This window comes from Paraburkholderia sp. UCT31, from assembly GCF_014397655.1.
Classification (GTDB): domain Bacteria; phylum Pseudomonadota; class Gammaproteobacteria; order Burkholderiales; family Burkholderiaceae; genus Paraburkholderia; species Paraburkholderia tuberum.
The window spans coordinates 177870-203525 of sequence record NZ_VZQP01000010.1; the positions used below are offsets into that span (position 1 = coordinate 177870).

The window sequence follows — 25656 nt, forward strand, 5'->3', positions numbered from 1 at the left end:
AACCCGGATTCAATGCTTGCGCCGCCGTATCGTTGCTTAAACCGGCTCGCTATAGGGGACATGCCCCGCAAGTAGAGCGGGCCTTCAGGTCTCTCTCTTATCAATTCCGCAATGGCCGAGCTCATCATTGTCATAATGTCCATCGTGCTGACGGTCGGGGTGGTGCTTATCGGTCTCTACGTCGGGCCGAACATGGAAACGGGCGTCACGTCCAAGGCGTTTGCTCAGGTGCAGACAAGTGTCAGCTCGCTCGAAAGTCTTTACAGCGCATACGGCAATGCCCACAGCGGTGCTACGCCAACGGTGAATTACGGCGCAGCCGACGGGGGCATTCTCACGACATTCGGGCAGGTGACTCCCGTCACACCGCCTGCTCCCGTAGGCTTTCAGTGGTCCTACGGCTACAACGCCACGCGCGCTCAAAACTGGTTTTGTCTCAGCGCGACCCCTCAGAACCCGGGCGGCGCGTCCGAGGGGTTATTTAAGGCGTTCGCCCGGCTCAAGTACGTCTATTCGCCCGCCCAGTACTTCGTCACACAGGGCGGCAAAGCCAATTGCGGCTCGACCACGAGCATCGACACAAGCAAATACTCGTCGAACGTCGCTTTGACCTACTTCGTCACGCCCGCAGCGAACTTCAGCCCGGCGTCTATCCCTGGACTGGCTCTATGGCTCGATGGTCAGGATGCATCGACTGTCATGCTGTCTGGCGGCACGGTCTATCAATGGAACGATAAGTCCGGCAACAAGAACAATGCGATTGCGTACTCGTCAAATCGTCCGACTTACCAGGCGAACACCGCCACGGGGTTTCCCGCCGTGGCTTTCACAGGCGCGGGCAAACAATATCTGGAAGTCAACGCAGCGAGTTCCATTGCGCTTACCACGCTCGATTCATTCGCTGTCGTCAACGCAAACTCTTATGGGCCGGACACCGGCGTTTTCTACCAGAACAGCACTTCGACGGCGGCATACTCCTTGGGGTTCACAGGAGGCCCGAGCGCGCCCGTCTACACGTTTGGGGTCACCACCAGCTCCGCCGTGTCCGTGACGCCCAGCGGCGCGTTGCTGCCTTCGGCGACCGGGTTGTACGAAGGTTCATATGTGAGCGGTGCCGGCGTGAGCGCCTCACTCAATCGGGTCACGGGTTCGCAGACGCTGAGCGGTCCGTTGCCGATTTCTGCGTTTGGCCTCGATGTAGGGCGTGGTGCGCCGTCATCAGCCACTTCGTACTTCGACGGTGTTATCGGGGAAATCGTCATCTACAATCACGTCCTGACCGCCGCCGAGCGCCTGCGACTGCAGCATTACTTTGCTGGAAAGTGGAATATCAATGCAGTCTCGGCTTCGGCGCCCTGAGTGCCCTGGCGGCGCCGGCTAGCGCGAAGCGGTAAAACCGGGCTAACACGGGCGCGCAAGAAATCCGGTCCCTTAAATCTAACTGCGCCCGAAATCCCGCCTTTAATGCTCGGAACATCGAGCGACGGCGACGGACGCCGGGTCTGCCCGACGTCACCGGTGTAACGGCTGCTAGTAGCGGTTCCAGGATTTCCGCGTGCGCCGTCGTTAAGCGACTGAATCTGAGAGCGCGTGGGTCTTGTCTGTTCTCGGCGACAGTGCTGCGCGCACATCATTCGGCATGAACGCCGCCACAGCTTGAATGAATGCAAGCATGCCGTTGACGTCAGCATGCTCCAGCCGGGACAGTTTCTTGTCCGATAGGCCTTTGTCCAGAAACGTGTGCAGGCCTCGCATGGCGCGGCTGTAAACGCCCCAGTCGGTCGGACGTACCTTGTAGCGCGGCCGCCGGTGTTTCGGAAGGACTTCAAGCAGGTCGAGATGCCTGAGCAAAAAGAAAGCATCGGGCTCGTTCGGGTCCTTCTCGCTGTGGAACGCGAGAATGCTTGGGTCGGAGTTGGTGCAGTCTAAGGCGTCAGCCGCGATGAAAAGCCGGCGTGCTTTGTCCGGGTGGGTCGGAGGCAGCGGGTTGGCCTCCGCCCAGATTGCCGCTGCGACGCTGACAGCCGCTGCTTTCTTGATGCGTTCGATGTTCAATTGTTCCATGACGAGCTTTGACTTGATGCTTGCGAGGGCCGTGGCCGCGACTGGGTTGACCCACAATCAGCCGATTGTAAAGGAAAATCCCCTCGTAAGAGGGGATTTGTAAATTATCGGAAGCTGACCTTCAGGCCCTGCGCGAGAAGAACGTGATGGACGCTATCGCGTACAGGACGTAAACTGCACCCAGAAAGACGCCGAGAACAGACAACGTACCGGTCAGCCATACAATGTATGAGATGCCATTCCCGGGCACGACTGGTAGCGCGTTCTTGAGCCATTGAATTACTCCCGCGAAACGTCCATCGTTAAGGTCCCCGGCGGTATTGATTCCGACGAGTCCGACGAGGACGAGCACAGCACTTTGACCCGCGTGGTATGCGGAGAAGCGGTAGCTGCTGAACAGGTCTTTTGCGCTCAGCAGCAGGTACGGCCCGGCCACAAGGAAAAGCGTCAGGCCGAGCGATGGGCGCATCTCGAGAAAAGTCCAGAACGACGGCAGCATGGGCGCGAAAAGCGTCCAGGTGACAAGTCCGAAAGCGAGCAGCAGTGCGCCGCCGACGGTGTATTTCAAGGGTGTGGTCATATTGGCTCCGGTGTCTGAATGTAAAAGGTTATTGCCTCCTCCGTATAGGGAAAGCGGGCGAGTCCTGCCGATGCGGCACGTCGAGTGAACCGCGCGCCGCCGGCTACCGCGCGCAGTTCATTCCTGGCCGCTGCTTCTCTATACATCAGAGGCACTTTTCTTTTAAGAGGACGTTATGTTTAATTCGATGGAAGCCAGCAGCGAAAATTCAGGTTATGAAACGATGGCGCATGGCGGTGGCCTGTCCGCGCGTCTCCCCAAGGGTTATGCGGGCAGCAGCGTTCCCTCGAACTGGGCCGTGGGGACGGCGTTCGCCCTGTTCATGCTTGCTGCGGCGATGCGCAGCGCGCTGGCCGACGATTTTTCGAGCCAGTTTGGGATGCAGATGCTTTGTGTTTGCTACTGGGTCTTCGTGTCCCCTCGGCGCTTCCTGTTGTGCATGCAGGGTTCGATTGTTTGTAACTTGCTTTTCCCGGTGGTTGCGTTTTTCATAGGGCGGGATGTGGCTGTCTCGACGTCGGGCACTTTGCTGGCAGTTCTGAACGTCGCCCTTATCGTAAGCGGCGTTATAAAGGTCGCCGCACTTCCATCCGACCGCGCGTGAAAATTGCGTAATTGATTCGAAGCCCCTCGCTCGTCGAGGGGCTTTTAGTTTTGGTGAGGTCCGTCTGCGGTTGTTCAAGGCGCGGACTAGTTCCATCGAACCGTTCCTTTCCGGTTCCCCTTCCTATTTCCCAGGCCAGTCATTGCCATCCGCGCGCGCTCGCGCGCGTACTCCTTCTCTTGTTCGAAGTGTCGTGTGCGAGCTATACTCGTTACGCGCCGCCCAGCGCGCCGTCCTCGCTCCTCCGGGAGTCTGGCGAATCGGGCATTTCAAGGTCAACACTCACCATGCTTCTTGCCAACGCGCAGAAAGCAGGCGTGCAATGAGGACAGCATAGCTCGCGGTTTTCTGCGCGCTACCAAGGAGTATCCAACATGCAAGTTATCCAACCGACGCCAAGCCGGGCAGCTTATATCGTCCGTGATTTTCTGATGGCAGAAGGTATTGAAGTCAAAATCAGTCTCGCGCAGGAAGCCGTCGCACGTGCGCTCGGCTACGTCGACTGGCAGGCTCTCGCCAACGACGTGGACCCGCGTAACCCGAAGGTTGCTGTAGAGGCGGCAAAGCGCATCATTGACGCGCCGCCGGTCTGGCATTACCTGAACCCGGAGCAAGTCAAGGCAGGAGATTGGGTATTTTCTCGATTCGTGGCTTTGCTGCATCGCGCCCAAGGTGTTCGTCTGCACGAGGCGGGTTCCCTGTGTACCCTCAAGGGGCCGATTCACGCGGGACTGTGGTTGTTAGCCTTCCCGAGCCCCTACTCTCAGGAGACGATTCAGGAACTTCGGGGGAAGACGGCGTTCAGTTGCCAGCCCCAAGGGGAAACCGCGCCGTCGGCTATCGGGGTATCCTTCGCGGATATTTTGGATGGGCGGCCCATAGCTGAGAACGCAATCCGCTTATCCAACGGACTTGAGCTCTGGCTCAAGCCCGAAACGGATGAATATGAGCGGGACGCGATAGACATCTATCCTGCGACGGTTGTCATGTCGGACGGACAGGTGTACGTTGGTTCGGCGTCGTACGCGCGTTCTTATGCTTCCAAAGGCAGTGAAGGACCGCTGATGCTTACGGAGGAACTTGACAAGGTAGTTCGGGACTTCGGCATGCGTGTGTCCTCAGTGTATCTGGAGGAAGGCGGACAACGCAGGACGATGCTTCAGGCCGGGAGGTTCTGGGTCGTTCCTGACTGGGACACGAAGCGCCGTTTTGGCGCAACACAGATTCGACCGTAGCACTCGAACGGGAATGCTGGTGTAATTCAGAGCCGCGCGCTTGCGCGGCTCTTTCTTTGGACGAGTCCCCAGGAAAGGGGCTGCCGCTGCGGCGGTGGCCGACCGCTTTCCTGCCGGACTTTCGCGGGTCGGTAAAGAAAAGGATTAGTTTTTCGCCGTTTAAGCCTGCGGGTTCCAGTCTCTATACAAGGTAGCCGGTGCGAGAGTGCTTGAAGCACATCTGCTCGCCCCTACAGGGTCGCGCGCGTAACGAACAGTCATATCGCGTCGGCAAGCAAATAAAAATAGCAGCGCGGAAAGTAGCTGCGATGCCCAAATGGGCTTTTATCATCAGGATTAGAATGAACAGAGTTCTACGCATTTTCGTGCTCATAGCGCTTTTCGGTGGCGTGACGTTCCCTGTGGCCGCCGCCCAGATGTACACATTCCGGGTGCGGGTGCAGGGACTACTAACGGCTGCCGGCGGTGCAAGCCAAACATCGGGCTCCCCGTCTGCTCCGCCATCCTCCACCTCCCCCGCGTCCGGGCAGGTAGCGGCCGTAAGCGGCGCTCCAAGCGCGAATACGCCGAGTCCCTTCAGTGCCACAGCTGGGAGCAGCCAAAAGTACAAGATAGTTTTCACCAATACGACGGGTATGGCGCTGCGCCTGAACTACTGGCCTAGCAATCTTAATAACTACCCGTTCGTGACCGTGGCGGAATCAGACTGTGCGGCTAACGCCAGTTCAATGCCGCCGAACGCAACCTGCACGCTTGACGTCACGTTCAGCCCCATGTCTGGGGAGACGCCGGGAAAGACGTTTACGGATTCAACGAACGAGTTTGTGCAGTGGCAGTATCTGGCCTGCGTGACGGGTGCGTGTAACGACCCGATGCCCGGAGGCCATGTCTACGGGCCGATTCCTGTAACCGGAACCGTGGCGGCCCCGACAGGCATCGCCCAGGCGTCGTTTTCGCCGGCGAATCCGGACAATGTCGGCTCGATAGCGGTCGGCGCAAACCAGCTCGTGACGGTGACGCTTTCGAACCTGGGCGGTGACGCGATGTCCAATCTGGGTATTTATGTCGGCAGTAATGCGAGCGGGCAAATCTCCGGTACTTCGGGTGGCACTTGCGGGGGCAGTCTCGCCGGCGGCGCATCCTGCACCACCCTGCTCAGAATCAACCCCGCATCCTGGGTGGCAGCTGGAAGCACACAGACCGGTACCCTCACCGTGCAGTGGATGGATGTGCCTAACGGCTACAGCTCAGGCAGCGCGAACTACGTTATCAATTTCGTCCGGCAGTAACACGACGGCGGGCGGATGAGGTTCGCCTCCTCCGCCGGCTAGCGTCGCGTTAGCCGAGCCGTCCGCGTATTTGGCTGGTGCAAACGGGCACGGCCCTGCTGCGGTTTCTTCGATGTATCTCGTGTGTTTCGAGCGACGACAGTCGTTGTCCGAGGGGGCTGTCTTTCCGCGTGTCTACACTGAATTTACCGGTGTTCCAAATAAGAGGCCATGAAATTCATGAAAGAGAAGCGAATCACGTACTGCTTGCGCGACAAAACGACCGGTGCGTTCGTACGATACGTCCGTGGCGACGATTACGACACGGTGCACAGGGTCGAGCTTACCGTTGACCCGGCCGACGACTATCTTCGCGTCTGGGAGGTTGAAACGGAGGAAGCGGTCGCTTTAGCCTTGCAGCCTCGCTCCCGTTACGTTGAGCCGACGTACGAGCGTCCGTCGATGACCGGAATTCCGAAAGCGAACCTCGTCATGATGAAGCGCACGGTGGAAGAGGAGTTCGAGGAGGTGCCTTTCGAGATTGCGCCGCAGCTGACGCAGTTCCTCGAAGCGCGGAAGGCTCGCGGCACCCTCAGGAGGTACGCTGGGGTAGACACATTGCCCGAGGAAGCCGACTGGCTTCGCTTGTTCGAGCTTCCGGTGGGGGAGACCGTCGAGAGCCTCAAGCGATTCGAAGGCAAAACGATTTCGTTCGAAGGTACGTGGAGCATGGTCGGGACGACGACGCTTCATGCCGTCTTTGCCGTACCGGAGGACTACGAGCCGGACTTGCGCGGCAATGCCGGGTTTGCAGCGGCAACTACGAAAAGCACGGTGTAGCAACCCGTAACACATAACGTTTGATTCGGCCCGCGACTTTGTCGCGGGCTTTTCCTTGAGCGGCCCCTGTAGCCGCTTGTGCTTCCCCGGCTACATCACGCAGAGCAGGTGGCAGCGAATGCGCGACATCCTGCGCCGTCGGTCGTGTCTGGCTTGACTGCCGGCTAACGGACGCCGCCGCGCGAAAAAGAGCCCCGGGGATACGGGGCTCGGGTGAAATCAGAAAAGTTAGTGCTCGCCGGCGCGATAGACGTCGCACGCTACGAGCACCAACCGTCACTCGTTTCGATTAGGCAGTACCGAACTTGCGCTGAACGTAAAACTCGTACACGTGCCCGTTTTCGCCGATGAACGCCTGCTTGGTTGCAGACCACTTCATCCCCCGAAGAGTCGCGAGAGTGATGACCTTTTCGAAAAGAAGTCCGTCCTCGTCATCGCATAGCTGAAGAGCGACGTGGTAGCAGTCTCCTTCCTCGTCGGAATCCATCGTTTCCTCGAGGAGCTTCGCGAGTACGTCACCGTCGCGGTAGCGTACGGGGTACGGAGCACCGTTGATTAACACATTGGACACGTTGTCGAAGGGCACATCCTGGATAACCGGGTCCTTTTCCTTCGCTTCCGGCGCCGAAGCCCTCTTGCCGTTGATGAGGGTTACGGCCCGGCCCTGCGTAAGCGCGCCAAGAATAGCCCCCATTACGAGCTGCGGGTCGGCTTCCCACTCCTCCGAAACCCAATATGCGATTTCGCGGCCGAGTGGGTCACATATACGCACATACGTCAGCAGCTCCTGGTCGCAATCGTAGCGAAGTTCGAAGCCGTTGTGAGCAACCACAGCAGCCTCTTGTCCGTAACGGTTATCGGCGTTGTCGGCGATATGCCGACGCTCGACCTCTCCAAGTCTTGCATTCAGAGCCTCTTCGGAGACACTGGTCTCAAGCCCTGCCCAGCTTTGGAAGCCGGTCATGATTGCGAGTGCGTCAAGTGCCTGACCATGCTTGAAAGACATGCCGAGCTTTTCAGCGAACTTCTCAAAAGCACGAGCGGCTTTCTTGGCGGACTTTGCATTGTAAATGTGCAGCATTTTGATTTCCTTTCGAATATGCGCTTGAAGCGCCACATCACGTTCAATATCGTGTCGATTGCCTGCATTACCGAAGGACGCTTCGCGGGATAGACGAAGGTACTCAGGGGTGTTTCCTCAAAACACTGTTTAATTCACCATTCCCGGGATGGGACGCAGACGGAAGGCGACAGTGCGCGCCTACGATGTGTATAGGTATGCGCTCGGACTGGACGGTATCGTGCCGAGATGCAGAGGGGTGCGGCCGAGCGGACGTGTGAGGCAGGACGCGGAACCTTTGTGCGCGAAGCAGGGACTGTTCTTCCCTTCTGCCGGCGCTCAGAACGACAGCGGGAGGCTAAAGCAGGTCCAAAAACAGGAACAGCCACGACGGAGCGTGGCTGTTTGAAATGATGCGGTGCTTAGCTGCCAGCGGACTGGGCGCGCTTTATTTTTTCCGGCCTTTGGGTTTTTTCGACCGGACCTTGCTTTGGCCGGTACGAAGAACCCCAATTTTCGACATGTCGAGCGGCACTAGGCTGCGCACATAATCGAGGGTGAGGTGTTGAACTTGCGCCTTCTTTTCCTTCTTCGACATGGTTTTCACCACCGGTTCGAGTTGTCCTGAACCGTCTAGCTAAAATGTCAAACACTGCTCGACGGCGTGACGTTCTTCTTTTCTCCGAGTGGGTGTGCCGTGACGTGCGCGTACAGGGCGACGTGGACGAAGGGAATGCGCTTACCAGAAGCCGCTTCCGTGCTCTCGATAGCGGTCGAATTGGCGCTGCGCCGCTTCGGGAGACAGCACTCCCACTTCAGTCGCTTCGGTAAGGCGATACAATAGATTCTCGAACTTCGGCGCTGTGCTGTTGGGCAAAGCGAGCCGCACGAGGACGAAATTGCGGGTGGTCTCGTTGAGCGCGTCGAGCTTGGCATACTCGGGCTGATAGTCCCGATACCACGAGCTCCACGCCCGGTCCATCAGCGCAATGGCGGAGTTCCGCGCCGCCGCGTCGTCCCTGTGAACGCTAATCCAACGGCTGAGTTGCAATGCGGCCGCTCGGGTTGTTTGCCAGTCCGTGAGCTTCGGCGCAACCGCAACGAAGCAGTCGCGCCCCGCTTTCGTCTCCGGGTTCATGTCGAGACAAGGCGCGTAAAGCTTGCGCTCTTTAGCAACAAGGTCCGCATTCTTGTTGAAGGCGGCACTCAACTGTTTCTGCTCCTGCGCGACCTGCTGTTTCCAACGATGTATTGAAATGCCCGCCGCCGCCCATGCGACGAGAAAAGCAAGAAAGACGGTGTTCGAGAAATATCGACGGCTTTTGCATTTTGGGAGCTGACACGGAGGACACCTCATGAGCACGACGCCTTGACGAAATGGATAGCTCCAATAGCGTTGTTGTTTATCCGTACGCGGCGGACCCCAAGAGAAAGCCTCGGGCCGTGTCAAGGCTCGAGGCTTACAAATCAAAATTTGAATTTGACTGTGTGTCGCTTATTCGGCGTTCAGTCGAGCAGCATCATCCCGGCCGTCCGCATATCCGTGTTCCGGCTCGCCTTCCCGCACCGAACGTTCTTCATCGGTGAAGGCTTGCCAGCACGTAATGGCATGACGCTGACCTAGGTGTTCGAGCGACTCTGCAACTGAGTCAGTTGCTTTCGCCCGTACGCCGCGAAGATAGTGAAGTATCCATGCGGACGTTGGCAGCGGACCATTCAGATGGGTTCCATCGGTTTGGCCATCCTCGTACCCGAGTTCCGGGTCGGCAAGACGCGCCGCCCGTTGCTCGTCAGAGAAACTCTGCCAGTACTCGACACTGTAGCGCTCGCCATCCTCACTGAAATACACGCCGCAGTCTTCGTCGGCTACCTCCTCGAGTCCGGTGAGGTAGCGCTCCTTCCACTCGGGTGGTGGCCGGAACGGGTTTGCAGCGGGCATTTTCGCCCTTGCGCCTTCTGAGAGGTCCGCGTCTCCGACTTCTCGCGCGAACGCGATAATCGCAGCGAGAACTTGCGCGCGAACGCTATCAGAAGGGGACCTGTCCAGCTGAAGACCATCGAGCACTTTCTGTGTTGCTTCGTTCATTCCTTGATTCCTCTTTTCGGCTTCCAGTGAGTCACTCGCATCCCCGGTGCGTAGTCCGAGTCGTCCCAGGCGCCGTTCGGACTTGCTAGGTAAAAACCAACTTCCCGAATCGCCCCGTACTCTCGTCGAGCTTCAACGTAGACCTTTCTGTCGGTAGTGCGGCCATCCGTCCACGTCGGAAGACGGTCTTGTACCGAGATGAAACCTTCCGGTGCCGCGTCTTGAACCATTGCTTCGTTGGTGCGTTCTTTCATAGACCCCTCGTGTCTAGCTGTCCTCGCCAGTATAGGTCCTTCTCCCTACTACAGTCCTGTGTCGGTCTGCAAGACCCTCCGTGCCGCAATCGGCAGGCCGCACGCGGGTTGTGTCTAAACGCTCTGCCTATGTATTCGAAGCTCGACTGTGATACCAGCGGGTCATCTTCCACTTAAAAGTGGAGCGGCGTAAAAAGGGCATATAGCGAGAAGTTTCGAGGAAATGTAACGAAAGATACAGCGCTGCTCCTTCTCGGAGCTCTACGTGCCCTCGGAACAAAAAGAAGCAGCAGTTCAGAAACCAATGACCAAAGCTCGCAAAAAAGCTGAGCCCAAGAAGAAGTCACTCGAGCAGCACCTGTGGGATGCCGCAGTAGCCCTGCGAGGCAGCATCAGCCCCGGCGACTACAAGCACGTTGTCCTGGGCCTAGTATTCCTGAAGTACGTATCCGACGCGTTCGAGCGCAAGCGTGTCGCACTGGTCGCCGACCTCGCTAACCCGGAACATGACGACTACCTAGACGACCCTGCCCAGCGTGCGGCCGCATTGGAAGAGGTCGACTACTACCTGAGCGACAACGTCTTTTGGGTTCCAGAAGAAGCCCGCTGGGGCTACATCCAAGACCGTGCGAAGCAGCCCAACCTGGGGCGCGTCATCGACGACGCTCTTCTTGCCATTGAAAACGAGAACGCACCGTTGAAGGGCGTCCTCAACAAGGTCTACTCGACGACTGTTACCGATGCGCTTGGGTCCATTGTGGACCTCATCAGCGAGCTAGGATTCACCGACGCGGACGCGGAGCGTGACATCTTCGGGCAGGTGTACGAATACTTCTTGGGAAACTTCGCGCTGTCCGAAGGTCAAGGTGCCGGCGAGTTCTTCACTACCTCATCCATCGTCAAAGTTTTGGTAGAAGTGCTGGCGCCCCACAAAGGCCGAGTGTACGACCCATGCTGCGGCGCGGGCGGCATGTTCGTGCAGTCTCGCAAATTCAACGAAGCGCACGGTGGGCGTGCTGGCGACATCTCCATCTACGGTCAGGAGCGTAACTCCACGACGTGGAAGCTGGCCGCCATGAACTTGGCCATTCGCGGTATGGACTTCAACCTGGGCAAACAGGCCGACAACACGCTGCTGGCCGACCAGCATCCCGACCAGAAGTTCGACTACTGCCTGAGTAATCCACCGTACAACATCTCAAAGTGGGGTGCTGACCAAGTCCAGGTCGACAAGCGTTGGACTTATGGCGTCCCATCCGACAGCAACGCGAACTTCGCATGGATGCAACACATCCTCTGGCACCTGAAGCCATCCGGTCAAGCCGGCGTGGTGATGGCGAACGGGACGATGTCTTCGAGTCAGAATAACGAGGGGGCCATCCGGCAAGCGATGGTTGAAGACGATGTGGTTGAAGTGATGGTGGCGCTTCCGAACAATCTATTTTTCAACACCGCCATCTCTGCGTGTCTGTGGTTCTTGTGCAAGGACAAGCGCAAGCACGGGCGTGACCGTCGTGGCGAAGTGCTGTTTATCGATGCTCGTAAGCTGGGCCGCATGGAGTCCCGCACCCTGCGGGTTTTCGATGAGGAGGACATTCAGAGAATTTCCCGGGCGGTCCATCTCTGGCGCCAAGACGGGGAAGTCGAGAGACCCTCGGGCCAAGAGCCTGCGGCATACGCGGATATTGCCGGTTTCTGCCGGTCGGTCAAGCGGGAGGAAATCGCTGCGAACGACTACGTGCTCACGCCGGGCAGGTATGTCGGCACTGAGGAGTCCACCGAGGTTGAAGGCGAATTCGAAGAAAAGATGAAAGCGCTGACGCTTGTGCTGGCATCGCAGCTGGAGCGAGGCGCGGCGCTGGTCGACGTCATTCGAAGCAAGTTAGGGGGGCTAGGCTATGCCGTCTAACCGCATACCGTATATCCTCTATGACATTGCCGAATTTATCAACGGCCGTGCTTGCGCCTCGGGGGAGCTTGGCGAGAAAGGGTTCCCCGTTATCAAAATCGGGGAGCTCAACAACGGAATCGGCCCCTCAACAAAACATCTGGCGTCGGTACCGCTCGACAAGCATCGGATAGATACCGGAGATTTACTATTTGCCTGGTCTGCGTCAGTTGGTATTTACCACTGGACGGGCGGACCGGCAGTACTGAATCAGCATATCTTTAAGGTGCAGGCTCGCGAAATGGTACATCAGGGGTACCTCCGCTACTTGCTAACGTGGCTGTTGCCAACTTTCGAAGGCATCGTTGCGGACCAAGCGACAACGATGGGGCATGTCAAGGTGGCCGACCTGAAGAAGCTCTTCGTCGAACTGCCTGACAAGACGGAGCAATCACAAATCGCCTCCGTTCTCGGTACCCTCGACGACCGCATCGAGAACCTCCGTGCGACCAACAAGACTCTAGAAGCAATCGTCCAGACGCTCTTCAAGTCCTGGTTCGTTGAGTTCGACCCGGTGAAGGCAAAGGTTGAGGGGCGAGCGCCGGCCGGAATGGACGCGGAGACGGCGGCGTTGTTTCCAAGTGAGTTCGAAGATTCGGAGTTGGGTCCAACTCCAAAGGGATGGGCCGTTGACCGCCTGCAAGAGCACCTCGAGGTAGAGCGCGGCTTGAGTTATAAGGGTGCCGGACTTTGCAACGCAGACGAAGGCGTGCCCATGCATAACCTCAACTCGATATTCGAAGGAGGCGGCTACAAGTATGCCGGCCTGAAGCATTACAAAGGGGATTACAAGGCCAAACACACCGTAGTCAAAGGCGACATCCTAGTAGCAAATACGGAGCAAGGGCACGAGCACCGGCTTATCGGAAGTCCCGCGATTGTTCCGCGCCGATATTCCGATGGAATTTTTTCGCAGCATGTTTACCGAGTTAGATTCAAAGCGGGAAGCCCGCTAGAAACGCAGTTTCTGTTTTGGACCCTTCGCAGCCCTGCGGTACGCGAGCAAATTATCGGTTGTTGCAACGGAAGTACCGTCAATATGCTAAGTCGCGCTGGCTTAGAAATTCCCCAGTTTCGGGTGCCCCCGCGCAGGCTCATCTCCAAATTCGAAGAGATTGCCGCCTCCACAGCGGCAGTCATCGAGCACAACATCCATGAACAAGAGACTCTATCTGCGTTCCGCGACAGTCTCCTCCCTAAACTGATTTCGGGCGCCATCCGTCTGCCGGACTTTCGCGACAACTGCCGGGCAGGTGGCGGACTGCTCAAACCTGTTCAAAAAAGTAAAAGTAAATAAAGATAATGAACGAAATCAACGAAGACGCTGTAGAAAAGCTGGCCCTTACTTGGTTTGAAGCCTTGGGCTATGAAGTGGAACCAGGCGCCGTCATTTCCCCCGGCGGACTTACCCCTGAGCGCGACACTTACAAGCAGGTTTTGCTGGTCGGCCGCCTCACCGATTCGTTGAAACGCCTGAACCCCCACTTGCCGGCATCGGCGATTGAGAGCGTGGTCTCCGTCCTCAAGAGATTCAGCAGTCGGGCGTTGGTCCGGGTAAACCAAGAAGCTTACAAGCTGCTTAAGGATGGAGTCCCTGTCGAGTACCGAGACAAGGGTGTTCTGCGGTCGGACCGAGCTCGCCTAGTTGACTTTGAAAACGCGGCCAATAACGACTGGCTGGTGGTGAATCAGCTGACTGTCCAGGGGCCTGGGCGCAAGCGGCGGCCAGACATGGTCGTCTATCTGAACGGCCTCCCCTTGGGCGTCATCGAGCTCAAGAATCCGGCGGACGAGGACACGGATGTCTGGCAGGCGTTTCAGCAACTGGAGACGTACAAGGAGGACATCCCCGACCTCTTTTACTTTAACGTATTGCTAGCCATCTCCGACAACGTCGAGACCCGCATTGGTTCTCTCACGGCGGACCGAGAGCGGTTCATGGGCTGGCGCACCATTGATGGCAAGGAACTGGACCCTTTGAAAGGGTCTTGCCGTTCGCTCGAAACGACAATTCGCGGTGTGTTCGAGAAAGAACTCTTTCTGGATTACATTCAAAACTTTGTCTTGTTCGAGCAAGACGGTGCGCAGCTCATCAAGAAAATAGCGGGCTATCATCAGTTCCACGCGGTCCGGGAGGCACATCGCCAAATTGTGCACGCCAGCAGCCCGGGGGGAGATGGCAAGGGCGGTGTTGTGTGGCATACGCAGGGAGCGGGCAAGAGCATCGAGATGGTGTGCCTTGCGGGCAAGGTGCTCACGGACCCCGACATGAAGAATCCTACCGTCGTCGTGGTTACAGACCGTAACGACCTAGACGGGCAGCTCTTCGGCACTTTTTCCGAGGCATCCGCCCTATTGCGGGAGACCCCCGTGCAGGTCAAGACCCGACCAGAGCTTCGCCGCATCCTTACTAGCAAGAAGTCCGGCGGCATCATCTTCACCACTATTCAGAAGTTCTTTCCCGGTGAAGATGAGGATACGCTCCCAGAGTTGTGCCCTCGCTCTAACGTAGTCGTCATTGTCGACGAGGCGCACCGTTCACAGTACGGGTTCGGCGGCGAAGTGGCCAGCGCGGGCATGAAATACGGCTATGCCAAGCATCTGCGCGACGCGCTCCCCCACGCGACCTACATCGCTTTCACTGGTACGCCCGTTTCCACGGAGGACAAGGATACTCGCGCGGTCTTCGGGGAGTACATCCATATCTACGACATGCAGCAGGCCGTCGAGGATGGTGCGACAGTCCCCCTCTTCTATGAGCCTCGTATGGTCAAGCTTGCGCTCAAGGACGATGAAGTGCCCTCGCTGGATGCAGATGTCGATGACCTTGTCGAGGACGAGGAGGAATCGGCGCAGGCAGACCTGAAGTCAAGATGGACCGCGCTGGAGAAAGTTGTGGGGACACCTTCACGCGTCGCCATCCTTATCGCAGACCTACTGGACCACTTCAAGGCTCGGCTGGAGGTCATTGAGGGGAAAGCGCTCATCGTAGGGATGAGCCGGGAAATCTGTGTGAAGCTGTACGACGAAATTGTGCGAATCCATCCGGAGTGGCACAGTGCCGACGCAGCCACGGGTGCAGTCAAAATTGTCATGACGGGCAAGGCCAGCGATAGCGCTGACCTCCGCCCTCACCTCCACCCGCCTGAAGTCAAAAAGATGCTGGAGCGTCGATTTAAGGACCCGAAGGACCTGTTGAAGTTGGTGATTGTTCGAGACATGTGGCTCACGGGCTTCGATGCGCCGTGCCTGCACACCTTGTATGTGGACAAACCCATGCGGGGCCACAATCTCATGCAGGCTATCGCCCGCGTCAACCGAGTTTTTAAGGACAAGCCCGGCGGTCTGGTTGTCGACTACATCGGTATCGGCGGCGACCTTAAAAATGCAGTGACGCAATATACGAGCAAGGGCCGAGGAACTCCGGCGGCCGATGTTTCCAAGGCACTCGAACTTGCCGTTGAAAAGCTGGATGTTGCCCGGGGCATTCTGAGCGGCTACGACTATTCCCCGTTCAGGACCAACGGCATGGGTGTCCTCCCCGGCGCGGCAGACCATGTTCTCGGCCAGCCGGACGGAAAAAAAAGGTTCGCTGACTGTGTTCTTGTCCTGACGAAAGCCTATGCTTTGTGCAGCACGTTTTCCGACGCAAAGCCATACCGAGAAGAAGTTGCGTTTATGCAGGCGGTCCGCAGCGTACTGGTCAAGCACAACGGCGCCGACAAGGGTTTGACGGACCAGGCAAAGGAGCAAGCGCTCAAGCAAATTATTTCCGACATCGTGGTTGCGGACTCGGGTGTTGTCGACGTTTTCGACGCCGTCGGACTGAAAAAGCCTAATCTTGCGGTTCTTTCGGACGATTTCCTCGATGGCGTCGCAAAGATGCCGCAAAAGAACCTCGCTGTCGAGTTGCTCGAGCGGCTACTGCGCGACGACATCAAAAGCCGATTTGCAACCAATGTGGTCCAAAACAAGAGGTTCTCGGACCTCCTGAACGATACGTTGCGACGATACCGCTCCCGCACCGTCGAAACGGCCCAGGTCATCGAAGAGCTGCTAGCGATGGCCAAAGATTTCAACAAGGTAGCTGACAAGGGCCGCGAGCTCGGACTGACTGCTGACGAAGTGGCGTTCTACGACGCGCTGGAGACAAATGAGGCGTCGGTACGCGCATTGGGTCCCGATGTTCTCAAGACTATCGCTCACGAGCTTACGGAGAAGTTACGGAATTCGCTTTCAGTCGACTGGCAGGTACGCGAAACCGTGCGAGCTCAAATCCGCAAGAACATTCGGACCATTTTGAAGCGCCACAAGTATCCCCTAGACCACGAGGCTAGAGCGGTGGAGACCGTTGTACTCCAGGCTGAAGTCTTGTCCGAAGCATGGACTAATGAGGTGACCGCCTAGCGCAGACTGTCGCGCCCCGCTGTCGCGGGGCGTTTGTGCAATCGCCCGCGCTGGCCTATTAGAACTTCCCTTCGCGAACTATTCCCGTGGGGCGGGGGTGCTTCAGCTGAACTGGGGCGGCGACGAAACCCGCGCCTTGCTCTTCCGGGAGCACCGTCTCGCCCTTCTTGATAGCCTTCGCCGCGATGCTGTCCACGCCGGCTAGTCGTTTGGAACCCGGGAGAGCCTTCTCGTTCGCGTCGAAGTAGTCGAAGAATGGCATGCCGAGCCGGCGGTACTCATCGATGGTGACGGGCGACGGTGGCGGCTGTTTGCCGGTCACGGCCTCGAAAGCATCGCTCGACAGCAGGTGCACGAAACACCGGCTGCTGCTCGCCTGGTCCCAGTGCTCGATTGGGCGGTCGTCCGCGTAGATTTCCTGTTTCATCAGGCCGCCGGCGCCTAGACCCATCTCTGCGTTCTGAGCGAGGGCGCCAAATGCTTGAGTGGAGCACATCGTGTTTGTCATCACACTGCCAACCGCACCTGAAAATGTCACGTTGCCCGGAAGCCCACGGAACGGGGACGGCCGTGGCGGAGTGTAGTGCTCCTTCTTCAACGGAATGACGATGATTTGTAGTCCACCGTGCTCAGCGACACCAGTGAGCTGCTCTTCGACGGTGTACCCCTCGCCCATCGGCATCGCGACGAACTGCCGAACCTTGCCTTCGCCCACCGCGAAGCCGTCGAGCCACGGTTGCTTCGAGAGCACCATGTAGTCTTGCTCGGGGTCTGCCGGCTTTTGCGACGAAGACAGCCAGTCGGCGATATTGGCGTTGAACACGCCGCCAGACGTGGGCGACGGGCTGCCGCAATAGAGGCGGTCGTGGTCGTTCAGCAGCGAGTGAGTGCTGCGCTTGAGTCCCGGCGTCCACGCATGCCCATTGACCGCGTTGATTTTGCCGGCCGCAATCTTGACCGCAAATGGGAACGATGCGTTGAAGCGAATCCACATCGCTTCGGCCTTGGCCATCGGCAGGAACACGCCGCCGTGTTCTTTCCACGCGCGCGGCAGTCGTTCCGCATAGTCGTCCACGTGGTAGAGCGGAAAAGCGCCGAGGCCGCACGGAAGGCCATGGGTACGGTTATCGTCGGGGATGCGCAAAGTGCGCTGGAACGTGATATGACACACGGCGTCCTTATGGACTTCGGGGAAACTGAACTTCAGGGAATCTCGTTCGATTTGCAGCATGTCTTACTCTCCTAATAGAAAAATGGGTCTACCAGTTGCCATCTCTAACTTCGCGGACTACGCGAAGGATGGCGGTGTCCGGGGCATCTTTGAGTTCGCGTAGCATCGAGGCAAAGAGCAAGGGTCGCTTCCGGATAATCGACTGCAGCTCCGATGACACTCTGCCTGCAAGCGCCAGTAGCATGTCTGCATCCAGCTCGAGCTCCAGTGCGAGTCGCGTGATGGCTTCCTCGCCGGGAGGGTCGGCCAGGCCTCGCTCAATCTTGCTCAAGTAGGACGGTTCCAGCCCTGCTCGCCCTGCTACCTGCCGCAAGGAGTACTGCTGTCCCCTCGCCTCACTCAACGCCATCCGGGACTGCTTGATGAAGTCACCGAAATGCTGTTGCATGTGTACTACTCACTACACAGTGGAAGGTTGAAAAAAGGCGCTCACACGCCGGCTACTAGTCCTATAGCCAGCAAAAACTCACTTTTTAAACGACACGAGCAAAAACTGCGTAAAACGCGCGGTGTCGAATCCTTCGCCGGGCACGTCCGACGGCTGCAAGCGAACTAAATTCGGTGTCTAGACCTTGGCCACACATTGGGAGTGTGACGATGGGCACCGACGCAAGCCAAGCGACAGAAGCTGAGCGACAGAAGTCCACCTTGTGTTTGACCAAAATCGGTTCAGCTCTCAACTCACTTTGAAGGAGGAGACCCCATGCGCTTGATGCATGTGAGCATGACCGGTGCAGATGACGGTACGGACCCGAAGGAGCTCCGCGCGCTCGCGCGTGAGTTTCTGGACGTTGGCGTCGAATGGGCGGTCCTGTCGAGCGCGGCGCGCGCAGGCACGCCTCGCTATCCGACCGATGAGTGGGTGCATCGCTTTGTTGCTGCCTGTCCCGACGTCAAGAAAGCAATTCACTTGTGCGGCCGGGACGTGGACGCATTTATCCTGGGTGATGCGCGCATACTGAAAAAGCTCGAGGGGTTCGACCGGGTTCAGTTGAATTTTAACCAGACACGTAGCCCGAAGGACCTCGATAGCCTTGCGGCGGTCGCCAACCGACTCCCGCATACCTTCATCATCCAGCACAATCAGGCGAACTCGGACGCATGCGCGACGCTCGCGCCAATCGTCCACCGGATGACGGTTCTCTTTGACGCGTCGGGCGGCCGGGGTGCAAGTCCCGAAGTCTGGCCCGAGGCGCTGCCACACGTCACATGCGGTTACGCGGGAGGCCTCGGACTTGAGAACATCACGGGCGAGCTTTTCCGAATTCATCGGGCCGCTGGTACCCGTCCGTTCTGGGTGGATATGGAAGGCAAGCTGCGTGGCGCGGACGACAGGTTCGACCTCGATACATGCGGAAGAATCCTGTTGCGGGTGCGTGACGCGCTCGGCGCGGTGACGGAATGGTGCAGTCCCTTGGGCGATGACGCCCGTGCGCTCAAGACCGATTCGCTAGCTCCGGCGGGTACGTCGCAGGCCGCTCATTGGTCCGGTGAATCAGCAGACGGTGCCAAGCTCAATCTGTCGCTGAGCCGGGCATTGGCGCGCTACCGCGCCCGCGTCTAGCGTCTCTTCGCTCCGCCGGCCGGCAAGTTCGCAGTCATCCCTCGCGGGCGCGTGTGACCTGAAAAAAACCCGGAGGATATCCGGGCTTTTCAATCAAGTAATGCTGTTTGCCTGCCGAGTGGTTAGGTCCCCACGTCCTTCAAGGAGACCCGCGACGCTAATATCCTCGTCGATGTCGTCCCAGTGCAGGCCGGCCCCGGACTTCGAGATGCGGACCTTTGCTCGTTGCGCGGGTGTCGCGGCAGCCAGCACCGGGAACCAGGATAGCGGTACACGAAGCTCTCGGCCATCCCGCAGGACCACAGTGAAGCTGTCGTCGTCAAACTTAACTGCCGTTGCGAAAGAAGCCATTCCAGCTCTCCTCGATGAGTACACGATGTTCCGCCACCAAATCAAGGATAGCGCGAATTACTTAGCGTCTTCCCGAAAAGTCTCACCTTTGCCCCCCCTTTTAGGATGAATTCTATCGGCTCTGCACCCGGTTGACTACGGTCCCGGCTCCAGGTTTGCCAAGGAGTCCAGCCGTGGAAAATCGTGGTGACTGCGTGTCGGCTTTCCCGTAAACTATCACCATTGATTTGAGATTCGCCAAGACCAACAAGCTCAGGCAGAGGTGACAATGATGACGGTTGACCCGACGCTACACCTGCTGATGGAACAGGCCCGAGGCAACATTTCGGCGCAAGCCTGGCAAGTGCGGCGCGCGAGAACTTTACGAGAAGTCGTCCAGCACATGGACCCGACCATACCTGCCTTCCTGCGCAGTGTTGCCCGTTCGTTTCCGGAGGCTCGGCAGCTTCAGGCGGAGGCAGAAAGGCGCGCGGACGAACTGCTGCTTGAGCAGCTTCAGGAACTTGAAGGCCTGCGCGGTTCGGCTTTGACCGACCGCCTGCACGAGTTGCGCACTCGCGAATGGATTTTCTTTCGGGGGAAGTTTCCGCGTCAGGCCTCGCATGCGGAAAGAGAGGCGGCGCGGCTTCTTCGCATTGAGAAGGAACGCGGCATGTCGTCCGCCGCGTGAACCGGGCCTACGGCCTGGAACCGCAAAAGGCGAATACCGGCTACCGGCTGTTGTTGAATCTTGCCCTTGGCGAAATCCCGCTGTACACCCGGGGCGCAAGCATCGACGACATGTCGGGGCTGACCTAGCGCGGCAGGTTATAGCTCCGTCGGAGCGCGTGATAGATGGCTTTGCCATTCTCGGACAGCGCCTCATAGGAAAGCGTTGGTGCCGGGCGAAACTGCATGCGGTGCAGTTGCACAGCGGTCGCTTCCATGCGCCGACGATTGGATGGTCGCTCGCGCAGCCAGCCGCCAACGTTGTAGTCCCATTCGAGGACTGCGTGTGCCTCACAGATGTCGAAACGGTTGAACGCCGGCATTATCGGGCACTCCCACGGCCGTCGTGAAACGGTGTACGGTACGACTCCTCCACGCCTCCCACACTGTAGTCGATGCACACGAGACACCATCCGGCCGGCTTGAACAGCCGCTGAGGGACGACTGACTTAGGAATCTGCTGCAAAGACGGCGCGCGCAGTAGCTCGCCGGCACCAATGGGTGTATCCGTCCTGCTGTGTTCAGTTCGCATGCTGACGTCCTTCGGTCGCGTTGAAGACGTACTCAAGCTTGCCTCTGCGGTACATGCCCTTCTCAACCTGAGTCAGGCTAAAGCCAAAGTGATTGATGAACGGCCGACTGAACTGATGCAGGTGTTCCTCTGCGACGGTGCACATAGGGCGGTCACAGTCGAGCGCCTTCAGCATGTGCTCGACGAGATGAATTCCTACTCCGCTGTTTTCTCGCCCCGGTGCCACTCGCACGCAGCGCAGCTTCGTCTCGCCCTCACTTTTCTTTCCGAGGGCGACGCCGATGACATGCTCCCTATCGCGGGCCAGAATCAGTTCGTCGGTTCCGACCATGATGCCCGGAAGGCACTTGTTGATGAACCAGTACTCGAAGTCAGGATAAAGGCCCCCGAGATTGCGCAGCATGTTGTAGGCGACCACGCCGTCGACGAGCCGGTTGCTGCGTTGATAACTAATCATGCGGGATATACCCTTCGTTCTTGTGAGCGTGCGGTCGCGGACCAGCACCGGATTTGTAAAATTATACGGACATGCGTAAAATGTTGTCAAACCTTTACAAAACGTTCTGGCGCGATTAGGCGACATACCGGGGCGGGCGCGGCGATTCTCGCGCTCCGGCCACGGCCGCTAAATGCCCGTTTCTAGCGACGCACAATGCCCGGCGCTGCCCTGTTTCAGCGTCTTACCGTGGGAGCCAAAAGTTGGATGCAACACTGAGAAAATGGCGGGACGACGGCAAGCATTTGCCAGAGTTCCTACGGGACTTTCACGAGGCGAAGGACTTCTTTCAGGCCCTCAAGGAGTTTGTGGAGATTGACGACGGAAATCCCGCAAAGGATATTTCGGCCATGACCGCGCAGATTTATGTCGTGGACGTCCTCCTTTGGTACCTGGCGCGCCACGGGTACACCCTGCAGCGAAGCCGCGCACGGCTCGAGTTTGATGACATCCGGGAAACAGTGGCGGCTTTTGTTGAGGAACGACGACTAGCGCAGGAATTGATGTTGAAGGCCGACGCCCGGTCCGATAAGCCGGATTAAGCCGGGAGGCAAAGGGAGTCCAAACGTGACTCTCGAAACCCGCCATCAGAGGCACCCTGCCGCTGAGGCGGTTCAAATTCGCCACTGAACGAACCGCGCCGAGGCCTCAGAGCCAAAAAAGGCCCGGCGCGACAAGTCGCGGCGGGCCAAGGAAGCCAAGCTTAAGAGGACAAATCTGCAGCTCGACGCTGTTTCGGGGGAAGCAGCATGTAAAGGAGTTTACATTGATAATTTTTCGGGCGCAAGACTTATTTGTAAAGAATGTCGTCCTCACGCAAGGGAAAAACTGAACAGCGTGCCAGGCGGGCCAGATAGCCGCCGCGCTGAGCCGGCGGTTACCTGGACTTATCCCATGGTCATCGTCGCTTCAGCCGCCTGTGTTCTGGCAGCCGATTTTTCCTGCGCTGCCAGTTGCTGTTCGCGTTGCACGCCGGACGTTTCGCCGTGTGCGGCGTCGGCGACTGCACGTACAGCGTCAAGCTTGCTGCCGTGACCACCTTGCTCGCTCGCAGCTTCGACCTGCCCTTGTGAGATGCCGTTCTTCTCGACATGCTCGAGCGTGCGCACACCTACGTGGTTCATCACCTGCAGGTCGCTCATGTGCTCGTGGCCGGGGCCGACCGCTTCGCGAATGGCTGCGAGCGATTCATGCGGCACGCCCTTTTCCGCGACAGAAGCAAGGACATCCATGCCGATGGCGCCCGGCGCGTCTTTTTCGTTCGCGGGCTGCAGGGTAGCGACCGTCGGGCCGTCCTTATGCAACTGCAGGGACGCGCCATCATGGCCGTTGCCCTGGTCGAGGGCTGTGACGACAGCGGCTGCGATGTCGCCCGCACGATGAACGTCGGGCGCCATACCCGAGCGCAGCATGTGGTCCTCAATGGCTGCCTGGATTGCGTCGTGGCCCGATGCTTGCGCGCCGCCGACCTTGTCGGCGCCCAGTGCGGCCCCTTCGACCTTTTCTCCCAGGAGGCCGCCACCGAGTGCCGCGAACATAGGGGCAAAAGCTGCCGTCGGGCCGCCTTCAGACTGGAGCATTTTCATCATGTCGCCGCCCTTCTCGGTGAGAAGGCCGAATGCGGCCGCGACGTCGCCCATGCCTTTGCCCGCCATGCCCCCGCTGCGGTCGTGGTTCGTGTCGAACGCCATATTGAATGCTTCCTGCGCAAGCAGCTCCTTCCAGCCGCCGGTGCCGAAAGCAAGGCCGTCCTTCGTCAGGCGCTCGAGCGCGTCGATACCTGCCATATCTTTCGGGTCGGCATGCTCACGGAGCTTGTCGAAAAGCAGCGTTGCCCCTTCCTGAGCGACTACGCCTTTCCAGCCTCCGTTGTAGTAGGCGACACCGTCGCGAGCGACACGCTCCAGGAGGCTGGGCTGTTCCTGCTCCGGTGATTTTGGCGCTTCAGCGGCCTTGTCGTCGTGCTTGAGTTCTCCCGCTGCAAGGGGTTTCTCGGTCGCCTTGGCGTCGGACGCTGTTGCGCCGTGTTGTGCATCGCTCACGGTCTTTGCCGGCATGTGCGAGTCGTTTTCTGCGGCCGCCCGCGCTGTCGCGGCGTCCGTGTTGCGCTTCTGTGCGTCAGCGGCGTCTTTCTGTTGTTGCGTCGTTTGCTGGTCGGCCATGTTTCCCCCGGTCTGGTCGGTTTGGATATCCGGTATAGCAAGCGCCCTAAGGAAAAGCCGCCAGACGTGCTGGCGGCTCCTTAGCGGTCGGCGCGTGGGGCGTTAGGCCATGGACATCGCCATAGTGGCTTCCTGCACACGCTCCTTGCCCTGGTCCTTCTCGCGGGACGCCTGCAATTGCTCCTTGTCAAAGGAGCGGTCCTGCGCACGGTCGTTGTTCGCTTCATTTTTCCCTGCAAGTTCGCGCACCGACGTGACGTCGACCTTGATGGGACCGCCGACTTCGACGCCGTCGAGTTCCTTCGAGGAGACAACCTTGCCCGTACCGCTCTCCTTGTCGGCGAGGAACACCGCTGACTCACCCTTTTCGAGGCCTTGCGTCATGGCCTTCAGGGCATCGAGTTTGTCTGCCTGGACACCTTGCAGGCCAGCATCAGCCAGCTTTTCGTTCATCGCGTGCTGAACGGCAGCGACTTCCGAGTGAGGAAAACCGTCCTTCTGAACCGCCGCCAGGCCTTCGGCCCCGACCTTGTCCATCAACTGCAGGTCGCTGCGGTGCTCATGGCCCGGTCCCGCGCCTTCGCGTACCGCTGCGATGGCGTCGTGGGGCATACCGTCCTTTGCGATGGATGCAAAAGCTTCCATGCCGACCGCGTTCGGCCCATTGAGAACTGCGCTTTTCGGTTCGAGCGTGGCGAGTGCCGGTCCTTCGCGGTGAAACTTGACCGCTGCGCCGTCATGGCCATGGCCGCCTTCGAGCGCGGAATGAATCGCCGCCGCGACGTCCTGTGAGCGGTGCAAGTCATGCGCCATGCCGTTTCGCAGCATGTGGTCCTGAACCGCGTGGTGCAGAGCTGCGTGGTGTGGGTGCGGTTCGTGTGCGCCTTGATGTTGCGCGAGTTTGTCAAGGTGCTGCGCTTGCGCGCCGCCATGATGCGCCTCGGCTTGCGCTCCGTGCGCTTTCCCGGCATCCGAATGGCTAGGCTCGTGCGCACCCTGATGTTGCGCGAGTTTGTCGAGGTGCTGCGCGGGAGGGCCGGCGTGGCCGTGTTCGCCCTGCGCGTGAGCCGTTTCCTTTGCGTGAACGGCCGCCGGCGCGGCGTGTTTATCGAGACTGTCGCCCTTCTCGCCTTTGATTGCGTCGTGAGCCCGTTCTACCAGACCAAGGCGGTGGTCGCGCTGTTCCTTGTCCATCACGAAGCCCACGGCTTCATGCGTGGCGAGGCCGGCCACGCCGCCTTCTGCGAACGCCATGCCGGCCTTTACGGCCTGTTTCGCGTCCTGCTCAGCCTGGCTTTTATCAGGTTGTCCGAAGTCGTGCTTTTTCGGCCCGGACAAGAATTCCTCCGGCGTCATCTGGGCCGCATGGGATTGCTCGTCTTCGTGATGTTTGGCTGCCATTTGGGTTCCGTTGGTTAAGGACATTTAGGCGTATAGAAAACTTTGGCGCCACGTGCGTTTTGTGAAGCCGACAGTCCGGTGCCCGGCTTAGGTGCATAGCGCTATACGCATAAGCCGCTCCGGTGGAGGGCTTCGCACGCTGCTTCGGTCAGTGGTGCTTTGCGCATCGACCTACATACCAATCAAAATGAACCGTTCGAAACTTGCCCTCGTACTAAGTCTTCTTTGCCCGCTCGCGGCTGGCGCGGCGCCGTCCTACTCATTCCGCGTCGTAGTGAAGGGACTTACCGGGCCGGTTGCACCTGTTGCACCGCCCTCGGCCACGTTTTCGCCTATCACGATGACCAGTTGTGGCGCGACCGGGCAGTCGGGGCCGACGCCGGGGCAATGCACAAGCACCTACGGCGCGAGCGCGCCTGCTGGCTTTTCTGTCCAGAATGGAATCCAGCAATGGACGGTTCCGGTCTCGGGTCAATACGTCATCACGGCCGCCGGTGCGCAGGGCGGTGCGACGTCCGGCTTTAGTGGCGGAAGGGGCAACGTTGTGCGAGGCACTTTCGCCCTTACTCAGGGGCAGGTCGTGCGAGTACTCGTAGGCCAACGAGGCCTCACTGGGTCGCAGGATTACTGGAATGGCGATTCGTGGGGCAGCGGCGGTGGCGGAGGCGGCACCTTTGTTCAAATCAATGGCACGCTTGCGCTCGCAGCGGGCGGCGGAGGTGGCGCCGAAAGTTACTACAATTCCATCTCCAGAAACTGGTCACAAAGCGCTACCGGGCAGGATGCCTCGACCACGACGTCCGGTGGCACCGAATTCGTCGGAGGTGCCGCAGGCACCAACGGCAATGGTGGTGGAGGGGGAAAC

27 protein-coding genes and 1 pseudogene are annotated in these 25656 nt (G+C 58.8%); 14 read left to right on the forward strand and 14 right to left on the reverse strand.

All coding sequences use genetic code 11. The annotated features are described in order from the left end of the window. The first annotated feature begins 111 nt into the window (after window positions 1-111). On the forward strand, window positions 112-1359 hold the full coding sequence (locus F6X40_RS11255; RefSeq protein ID WP_187627905.1) for a hypothetical protein: 1248 nt from the start codon (window positions 112-114) through the stop codon (window positions 1357-1359). A 207-nt stretch (window positions 1360-1566) separates the two neighbouring features. On the opposite strand, the gene F6X40_RS11260 is transcribed toward F6X40_RS11255, so the two are convergent. Both F6X40_RS11260 and F6X40_RS11265 read right to left on the reverse strand, forming a co-directional pair. Then, entirely contained in the window at window positions 1567-2064 is a 498-nt protein-coding gene (locus F6X40_RS11260) for a hypothetical protein (protein WP_187627906.1), read from the reverse strand. A 121-nt stretch (window positions 2065-2185) separates the two neighbouring features. Beyond that, window positions 2186-2644, reverse strand: coding sequence for a hypothetical protein (locus tag F6X40_RS11265; protein ID WP_187627907.1), 459 nt, complete (start codon window positions 2642-2644; stop codon window positions 2186-2188). Between the two features lie 175 nt (window positions 2645-2819). On the opposite strand from F6X40_RS11265, the gene F6X40_RS11270 reads away from it, so the two are divergent. The 4 genes from F6X40_RS11270 (at window position 2820) to F6X40_RS11285 (ending at window position 6591) form a co-directional block, all read left to right on the forward strand. After that, window positions 2820-3248, forward strand: a complete 429-nt coding sequence (locus tag F6X40_RS11270) for a hypothetical protein (RefSeq protein WP_187627908.1) — start codon at window positions 2820-2822, stop codon at window positions 3246-3248. A gap of 374 nt (window positions 3249-3622) precedes the next feature. Further along, a complete protein-coding gene (locus F6X40_RS11275; RefSeq protein ID WP_187627909.1) occupies window positions 3623-4483 on the forward strand; it encodes a hypothetical protein in 861 nt (286 codons plus the stop codon). A gap of 635 nt (window positions 4484-5118) precedes the next feature. Beyond that, window positions 5119-5772, forward strand: a complete 654-nt coding sequence (locus F6X40_RS11280; RefSeq protein ID WP_187627910.1) for a hypothetical protein — start codon at window positions 5119-5121, stop codon at window positions 5770-5772. A gap of 210 nt (window positions 5773-5982) precedes the next feature. Continuing rightward, entirely contained in the window at window positions 5983-6591 is a 609-nt protein-coding gene (locus F6X40_RS11285) for a hypothetical protein (RefSeq protein ID WP_187627911.1), read from the forward strand. Window positions 6592-6880: 289 nt separating this feature from the next. Here the strand turns inward: F6X40_RS11285 and F6X40_RS11290 are convergent, their stop codons facing one another. From F6X40_RS11290 to F6X40_RS11310, 5 genes are all read right to left on the reverse strand, one after another. Next, complete coding sequence (locus F6X40_RS11290) at window positions 6881-7672, reverse strand: hypothetical protein (RefSeq protein WP_187627912.1); 792 nt, start codon at window positions 7670-7672, stop codon at window positions 6881-6883. Between the two features lie 427 nt (window positions 7673-8099). Further along, window positions 8100-8249: a hypothetical protein gene (locus F6X40_RS11295; RefSeq protein ID WP_187627913.1), complete on the reverse strand. Its 150-nt coding sequence runs from the start codon at window positions 8247-8249 to the stop codon at window positions 8100-8102. A gap of 141 nt (window positions 8250-8390) precedes the next feature. Continuing rightward, complete coding sequence (locus F6X40_RS11300) at window positions 8391-8861, reverse strand: hypothetical protein (RefSeq protein ID WP_187627914.1); 471 nt, start codon at window positions 8859-8861, stop codon at window positions 8391-8393. Between the two features lie 285 nt (window positions 8862-9146). Continuing rightward, on the reverse strand, window positions 9147-9737 hold the full coding sequence (locus tag F6X40_RS11305; protein ID WP_187627915.1) for a hypothetical protein: 591 nt from the start codon (window positions 9735-9737) through the stop codon (window positions 9147-9149). Continuing rightward, complete coding sequence (locus F6X40_RS11310; RefSeq protein WP_187627916.1) at window positions 9734-9991, reverse strand: hypothetical protein; 258 nt, start codon at window positions 9989-9991, stop codon at window positions 9734-9736. Before F6X40_RS11310 ends, F6X40_RS11305 begins: the two co-directional genes overlap by 4 nt. 304 nt (window positions 9992-10295) lie before the next feature. Between F6X40_RS11310 and F6X40_RS11315 the strand changes: the two genes are divergently transcribed. From F6X40_RS11315 to F6X40_RS11325, 3 genes are read left to right on the forward strand one after another with little or no spacing between them, the layout of a single operon-like run. Then, on the forward strand, window positions 10296-11900 hold the full coding sequence (locus F6X40_RS11315; protein ID WP_187627934.1) for a type I restriction-modification system subunit M: 1605 nt from the start codon (window positions 10296-10298) through the stop codon (window positions 11898-11900). Then, entirely contained in the window at window positions 11890-13236 is a 1347-nt protein-coding gene (locus F6X40_RS11320) for a restriction endonuclease subunit S (RefSeq protein WP_187627917.1), read from the forward strand. Before F6X40_RS11315 ends, F6X40_RS11320 begins: the two co-directional genes overlap by 11 nt. Window positions 13237-13241: 5 nt before the next feature. Next, complete coding sequence (locus F6X40_RS11325) at window positions 13242-16346, forward strand: type I restriction endonuclease subunit R (protein WP_187627918.1); 3105 nt, start codon at window positions 13242-13244, stop codon at window positions 16344-16346. A gap of 58 nt (window positions 16347-16404) precedes the next feature. Here F6X40_RS11325 and F6X40_RS11330 read toward each other — a convergent pair whose 3' ends face one another. Together F6X40_RS11330 and F6X40_RS11335 are read right to left on the reverse strand one after the other, a co-directional pair. After that, on the reverse strand, window positions 16405-17577 hold the full coding sequence (locus tag F6X40_RS11330) for a hypothetical protein (RefSeq protein WP_187627919.1): 1173 nt from the start codon (window positions 17575-17577) through the stop codon (window positions 16405-16407). Between the two features lie 28 nt (window positions 17578-17605). Further along, window positions 17606-17965, reverse strand: coding sequence for a helix-turn-helix transcriptional regulator (locus F6X40_RS11335; protein ID WP_187627920.1), 360 nt, complete (start codon window positions 17963-17965; stop codon window positions 17606-17608). 315 nt (window positions 17966-18280) lie between these two features. On the opposite strand from F6X40_RS11335, the gene F6X40_RS11340 reads away from it, so the two are divergent. Continuing rightward, window positions 18281-19141 carry a hypothetical protein gene (locus F6X40_RS11340; RefSeq protein WP_187627921.1) on the forward strand — a complete coding sequence of 287 codons (861 nt, stop codon included), beginning with the start codon at window positions 18281-18283 and terminating at the stop codon, window positions 19139-19141. Window positions 19142-19234: 93 nt separating this feature from the next. Here F6X40_RS11340 and F6X40_RS11345 read toward each other — a convergent pair whose 3' ends face one another. Continuing rightward, complete coding sequence (locus F6X40_RS11345; protein ID WP_187627922.1) at window positions 19235-19492, reverse strand: DUF2442 domain-containing protein; 258 nt, start codon at window positions 19490-19492, stop codon at window positions 19235-19237. Window positions 19493-19760: 268 nt separating this feature from the next. Between F6X40_RS11345 and F6X40_RS11350 the strand changes: the two genes are divergently transcribed. Beyond that, on the forward strand, window positions 19761-20162 hold the full coding sequence (locus F6X40_RS11350; protein WP_187627923.1) for a hypothetical protein: 402 nt from the start codon (window positions 19761-19763) through the stop codon (window positions 20160-20162). Then, on the forward strand, window positions 20159-20290 hold the full coding sequence (locus F6X40_RS42255; protein ID WP_262421430.1) for a hypothetical protein: 132 nt from the start codon (window positions 20159-20161) through the stop codon (window positions 20288-20290). The genes F6X40_RS11350 and F6X40_RS42255 overlap by 4 nt, the downstream gene beginning before the upstream one ends. Here the strand turns inward: F6X40_RS42255 and F6X40_RS11355 are convergent. Together F6X40_RS11355 and F6X40_RS11360 are read right to left on the reverse strand one after the other, a co-directional pair. Further along, window positions 20287-20523 (reverse strand): hypothetical protein, encoded by a 237-nt coding sequence (locus F6X40_RS11355; RefSeq protein ID WP_187627924.1) that lies wholly within the window; start codon window positions 20521-20523, stop codon window positions 20287-20289. The genes F6X40_RS42255 and F6X40_RS11355 overlap by 4 nt on opposite strands. A 198-nt stretch (window positions 20524-20721) precedes the next feature. Then, window positions 20722-21279, reverse strand: a complete 558-nt coding sequence (locus F6X40_RS11360; RefSeq protein ID WP_222946045.1) for a GNAT family N-acetyltransferase — start codon at window positions 21277-21279, stop codon at window positions 20722-20724. 152 nt (window positions 21280-21431) lie between these two features. Here F6X40_RS11360 and F6X40_RS11365 point away from each other — a divergent pair, with 152 nt between their 5' ends. Next, entirely contained in the window at window positions 21432-21770 is a 339-nt protein-coding gene (locus tag F6X40_RS11365) for a hypothetical protein (protein ID WP_187627925.1), read from the forward strand. A 345-nt stretch (window positions 21771-22115) separates the two neighbouring features. Here the strand turns inward: F6X40_RS11365 and F6X40_RS11370 are convergent, their stop codons facing one another. Further along, window positions 22116-23390, reverse strand: a complete 1275-nt coding sequence (locus F6X40_RS11370; RefSeq protein ID WP_187627926.1) for a hypothetical protein — start codon at window positions 23388-23390, stop codon at window positions 22116-22118. A gap of 102 nt (window positions 23391-23492) precedes the next feature. After that, a complete protein-coding gene (locus F6X40_RS11375) occupies window positions 23493-24218 on the reverse strand; it encodes a hypothetical protein (RefSeq protein WP_187627927.1) in 726 nt (241 codons plus the stop codon). On the opposite strand from F6X40_RS11375, the gene F6X40_RS11380 reads away from it, so the two are divergent. Both F6X40_RS11380 and F6X40_RS43490 read left to right on the forward strand, forming a co-directional pair. Next, the gene (locus F6X40_RS11380) at window positions 24195-24809 is read left to right on the forward strand and encodes a hypothetical protein (RefSeq protein WP_187627928.1); all 615 of its coding nucleotides are present in this window, start codon (window positions 24195-24197) and stop codon (window positions 24807-24809) included. The genes F6X40_RS11375 and F6X40_RS11380 overlap by 24 nt on opposite strands. Before the next feature lie 562 nt (window positions 24810-25371). Further along, window positions 25372-25656: pseudogene (locus F6X40_RS43490) on the forward strand (hypothetical protein); the annotation flags it as partial.

Bases quoted from the DNA above. Each gene is read 5' to 3' on its own strand.
- F6X40_RS11310 (WP_187627916.1), bottom strand. From the start codon at position 9,991: ATGAAAGAACGCACCAACGAAGCAATGGTTCAAGACGCGGCACCGGAA.
- F6X40_RS11290 (WP_187627912.1), bottom strand. From the start codon at position 7,672: ATGCTGCACATTTACAATGCAAAGTCCGCCAAGAAAGCCGCTCGTGCT.
- F6X40_RS11370 (WP_187627926.1), bottom strand. From the start codon at position 23,390: ATGGCCGACCAGCAAACGACGCAACAACAGAAAGACGCCGCTGACGCA.
- F6X40_RS11280 (WP_187627910.1), top strand. From the start codon at position 5,119: ATGGCGCTGCGCCTGAACTACTGGCCTAGCAATCTTAATAACTACCCG.
- F6X40_RS11350 (WP_187627923.1), top strand. From the start codon at position 19,761: ATGATGACGGTTGACCCGACGCTACACCTGCTGATGGAACAGGCCCGA.
- F6X40_RS11255 (WP_187627905.1), top strand. From the start codon at position 112: ATGGCCGAGCTCATCATTGTCATAATGTCCATCGTGCTGACGGTCGGG.
- F6X40_RS11260 (WP_187627906.1), bottom strand. From the start codon at position 2,064: ATGGAACAATTGAACATCGAACGCATCAAGAAAGCAGCGGCTGTCAGC.
- F6X40_RS11305 (WP_187627915.1), bottom strand. From the start codon at position 9,737: ATGAACGAAGCAACACAGAAAGTGCTCGATGGTCTTCAGCTGGACAGG.
- F6X40_RS11285 (WP_187627911.1), top strand. From the start codon at position 5,983: ATGAAATTCATGAAAGAGAAGCGAATCACGTACTGCTTGCGCGACAAA.
- F6X40_RS11380 (WP_187627928.1), top strand. From the start codon at position 24,195: ATGCGCCATGCCGTTTCGCAGCATGTGGTCCTGAACCGCGTGGTGCAG.
- F6X40_RS11375 (WP_187627927.1), bottom strand. From the start codon at position 24,218: ATGCTGCGAAACGGCATGGCGCATGACTTGCACCGCTCACAGGACGTC.
- F6X40_RS11270 (WP_187627908.1), top strand. From the start codon at position 2,820: ATGTTTAATTCGATGGAAGCCAGCAGCGAAAATTCAGGTTATGAAACG.
- F6X40_RS11340 (WP_187627921.1), top strand. From the start codon at position 18,281: ATGCGCTTGATGCATGTGAGCATGACCGGTGCAGATGACGGTACGGAC.
- F6X40_RS11330 (WP_187627919.1), bottom strand. From the start codon at position 17,577: ATGCTGCAAATCGAACGAGATTCCCTGAAGTTCAGTTTCCCCGAAGTC.
- F6X40_RS11320 (WP_187627917.1), top strand. From the start codon at position 11,890: ATGCCGTCTAACCGCATACCGTATATCCTCTATGACATTGCCGAATTT.
- F6X40_RS11345 (WP_187627922.1), bottom strand. From the start codon at position 19,492: ATGGCTTCTTTCGCAACGGCAGTTAAGTTTGACGACGACAGCTTCACT.
- F6X40_RS11315 (WP_187627934.1), top strand. From the start codon at position 10,296: ATGACCAAAGCTCGCAAAAAAGCTGAGCCCAAGAAGAAGTCACTCGAG.
- F6X40_RS11325 (WP_187627918.1), top strand. From the start codon at position 13,242: ATGAACGAAATCAACGAAGACGCTGTAGAAAAGCTGGCCCTTACTTGG.
- F6X40_RS11355 (WP_187627924.1), bottom strand. From the start codon at position 20,523: ATGCCGGCGTTCAACCGTTTCGACATCTGTGAGGCACACGCAGTCCTC.
- F6X40_RS11265 (WP_187627907.1), bottom strand. From the start codon at position 2,644: ATGACCACACCCTTGAAATACACCGTCGGCGGCGCACTGCTGCTCGCT.
- F6X40_RS11335 (WP_187627920.1), bottom strand. From the start codon at position 17,965: ATGCAACAGCATTTCGGTGACTTCATCAAGCAGTCCCGGATGGCGTTG.
- F6X40_RS11295 (WP_187627913.1), bottom strand. From the start codon at position 8,249: ATGTCGAAGAAGGAAAAGAAGGCGCAAGTTCAACACCTCACCCTCGAT.
- F6X40_RS11275 (WP_187627909.1), top strand. From the start codon at position 3,623: ATGCAAGTTATCCAACCGACGCCAAGCCGGGCAGCTTATATCGTCCGT.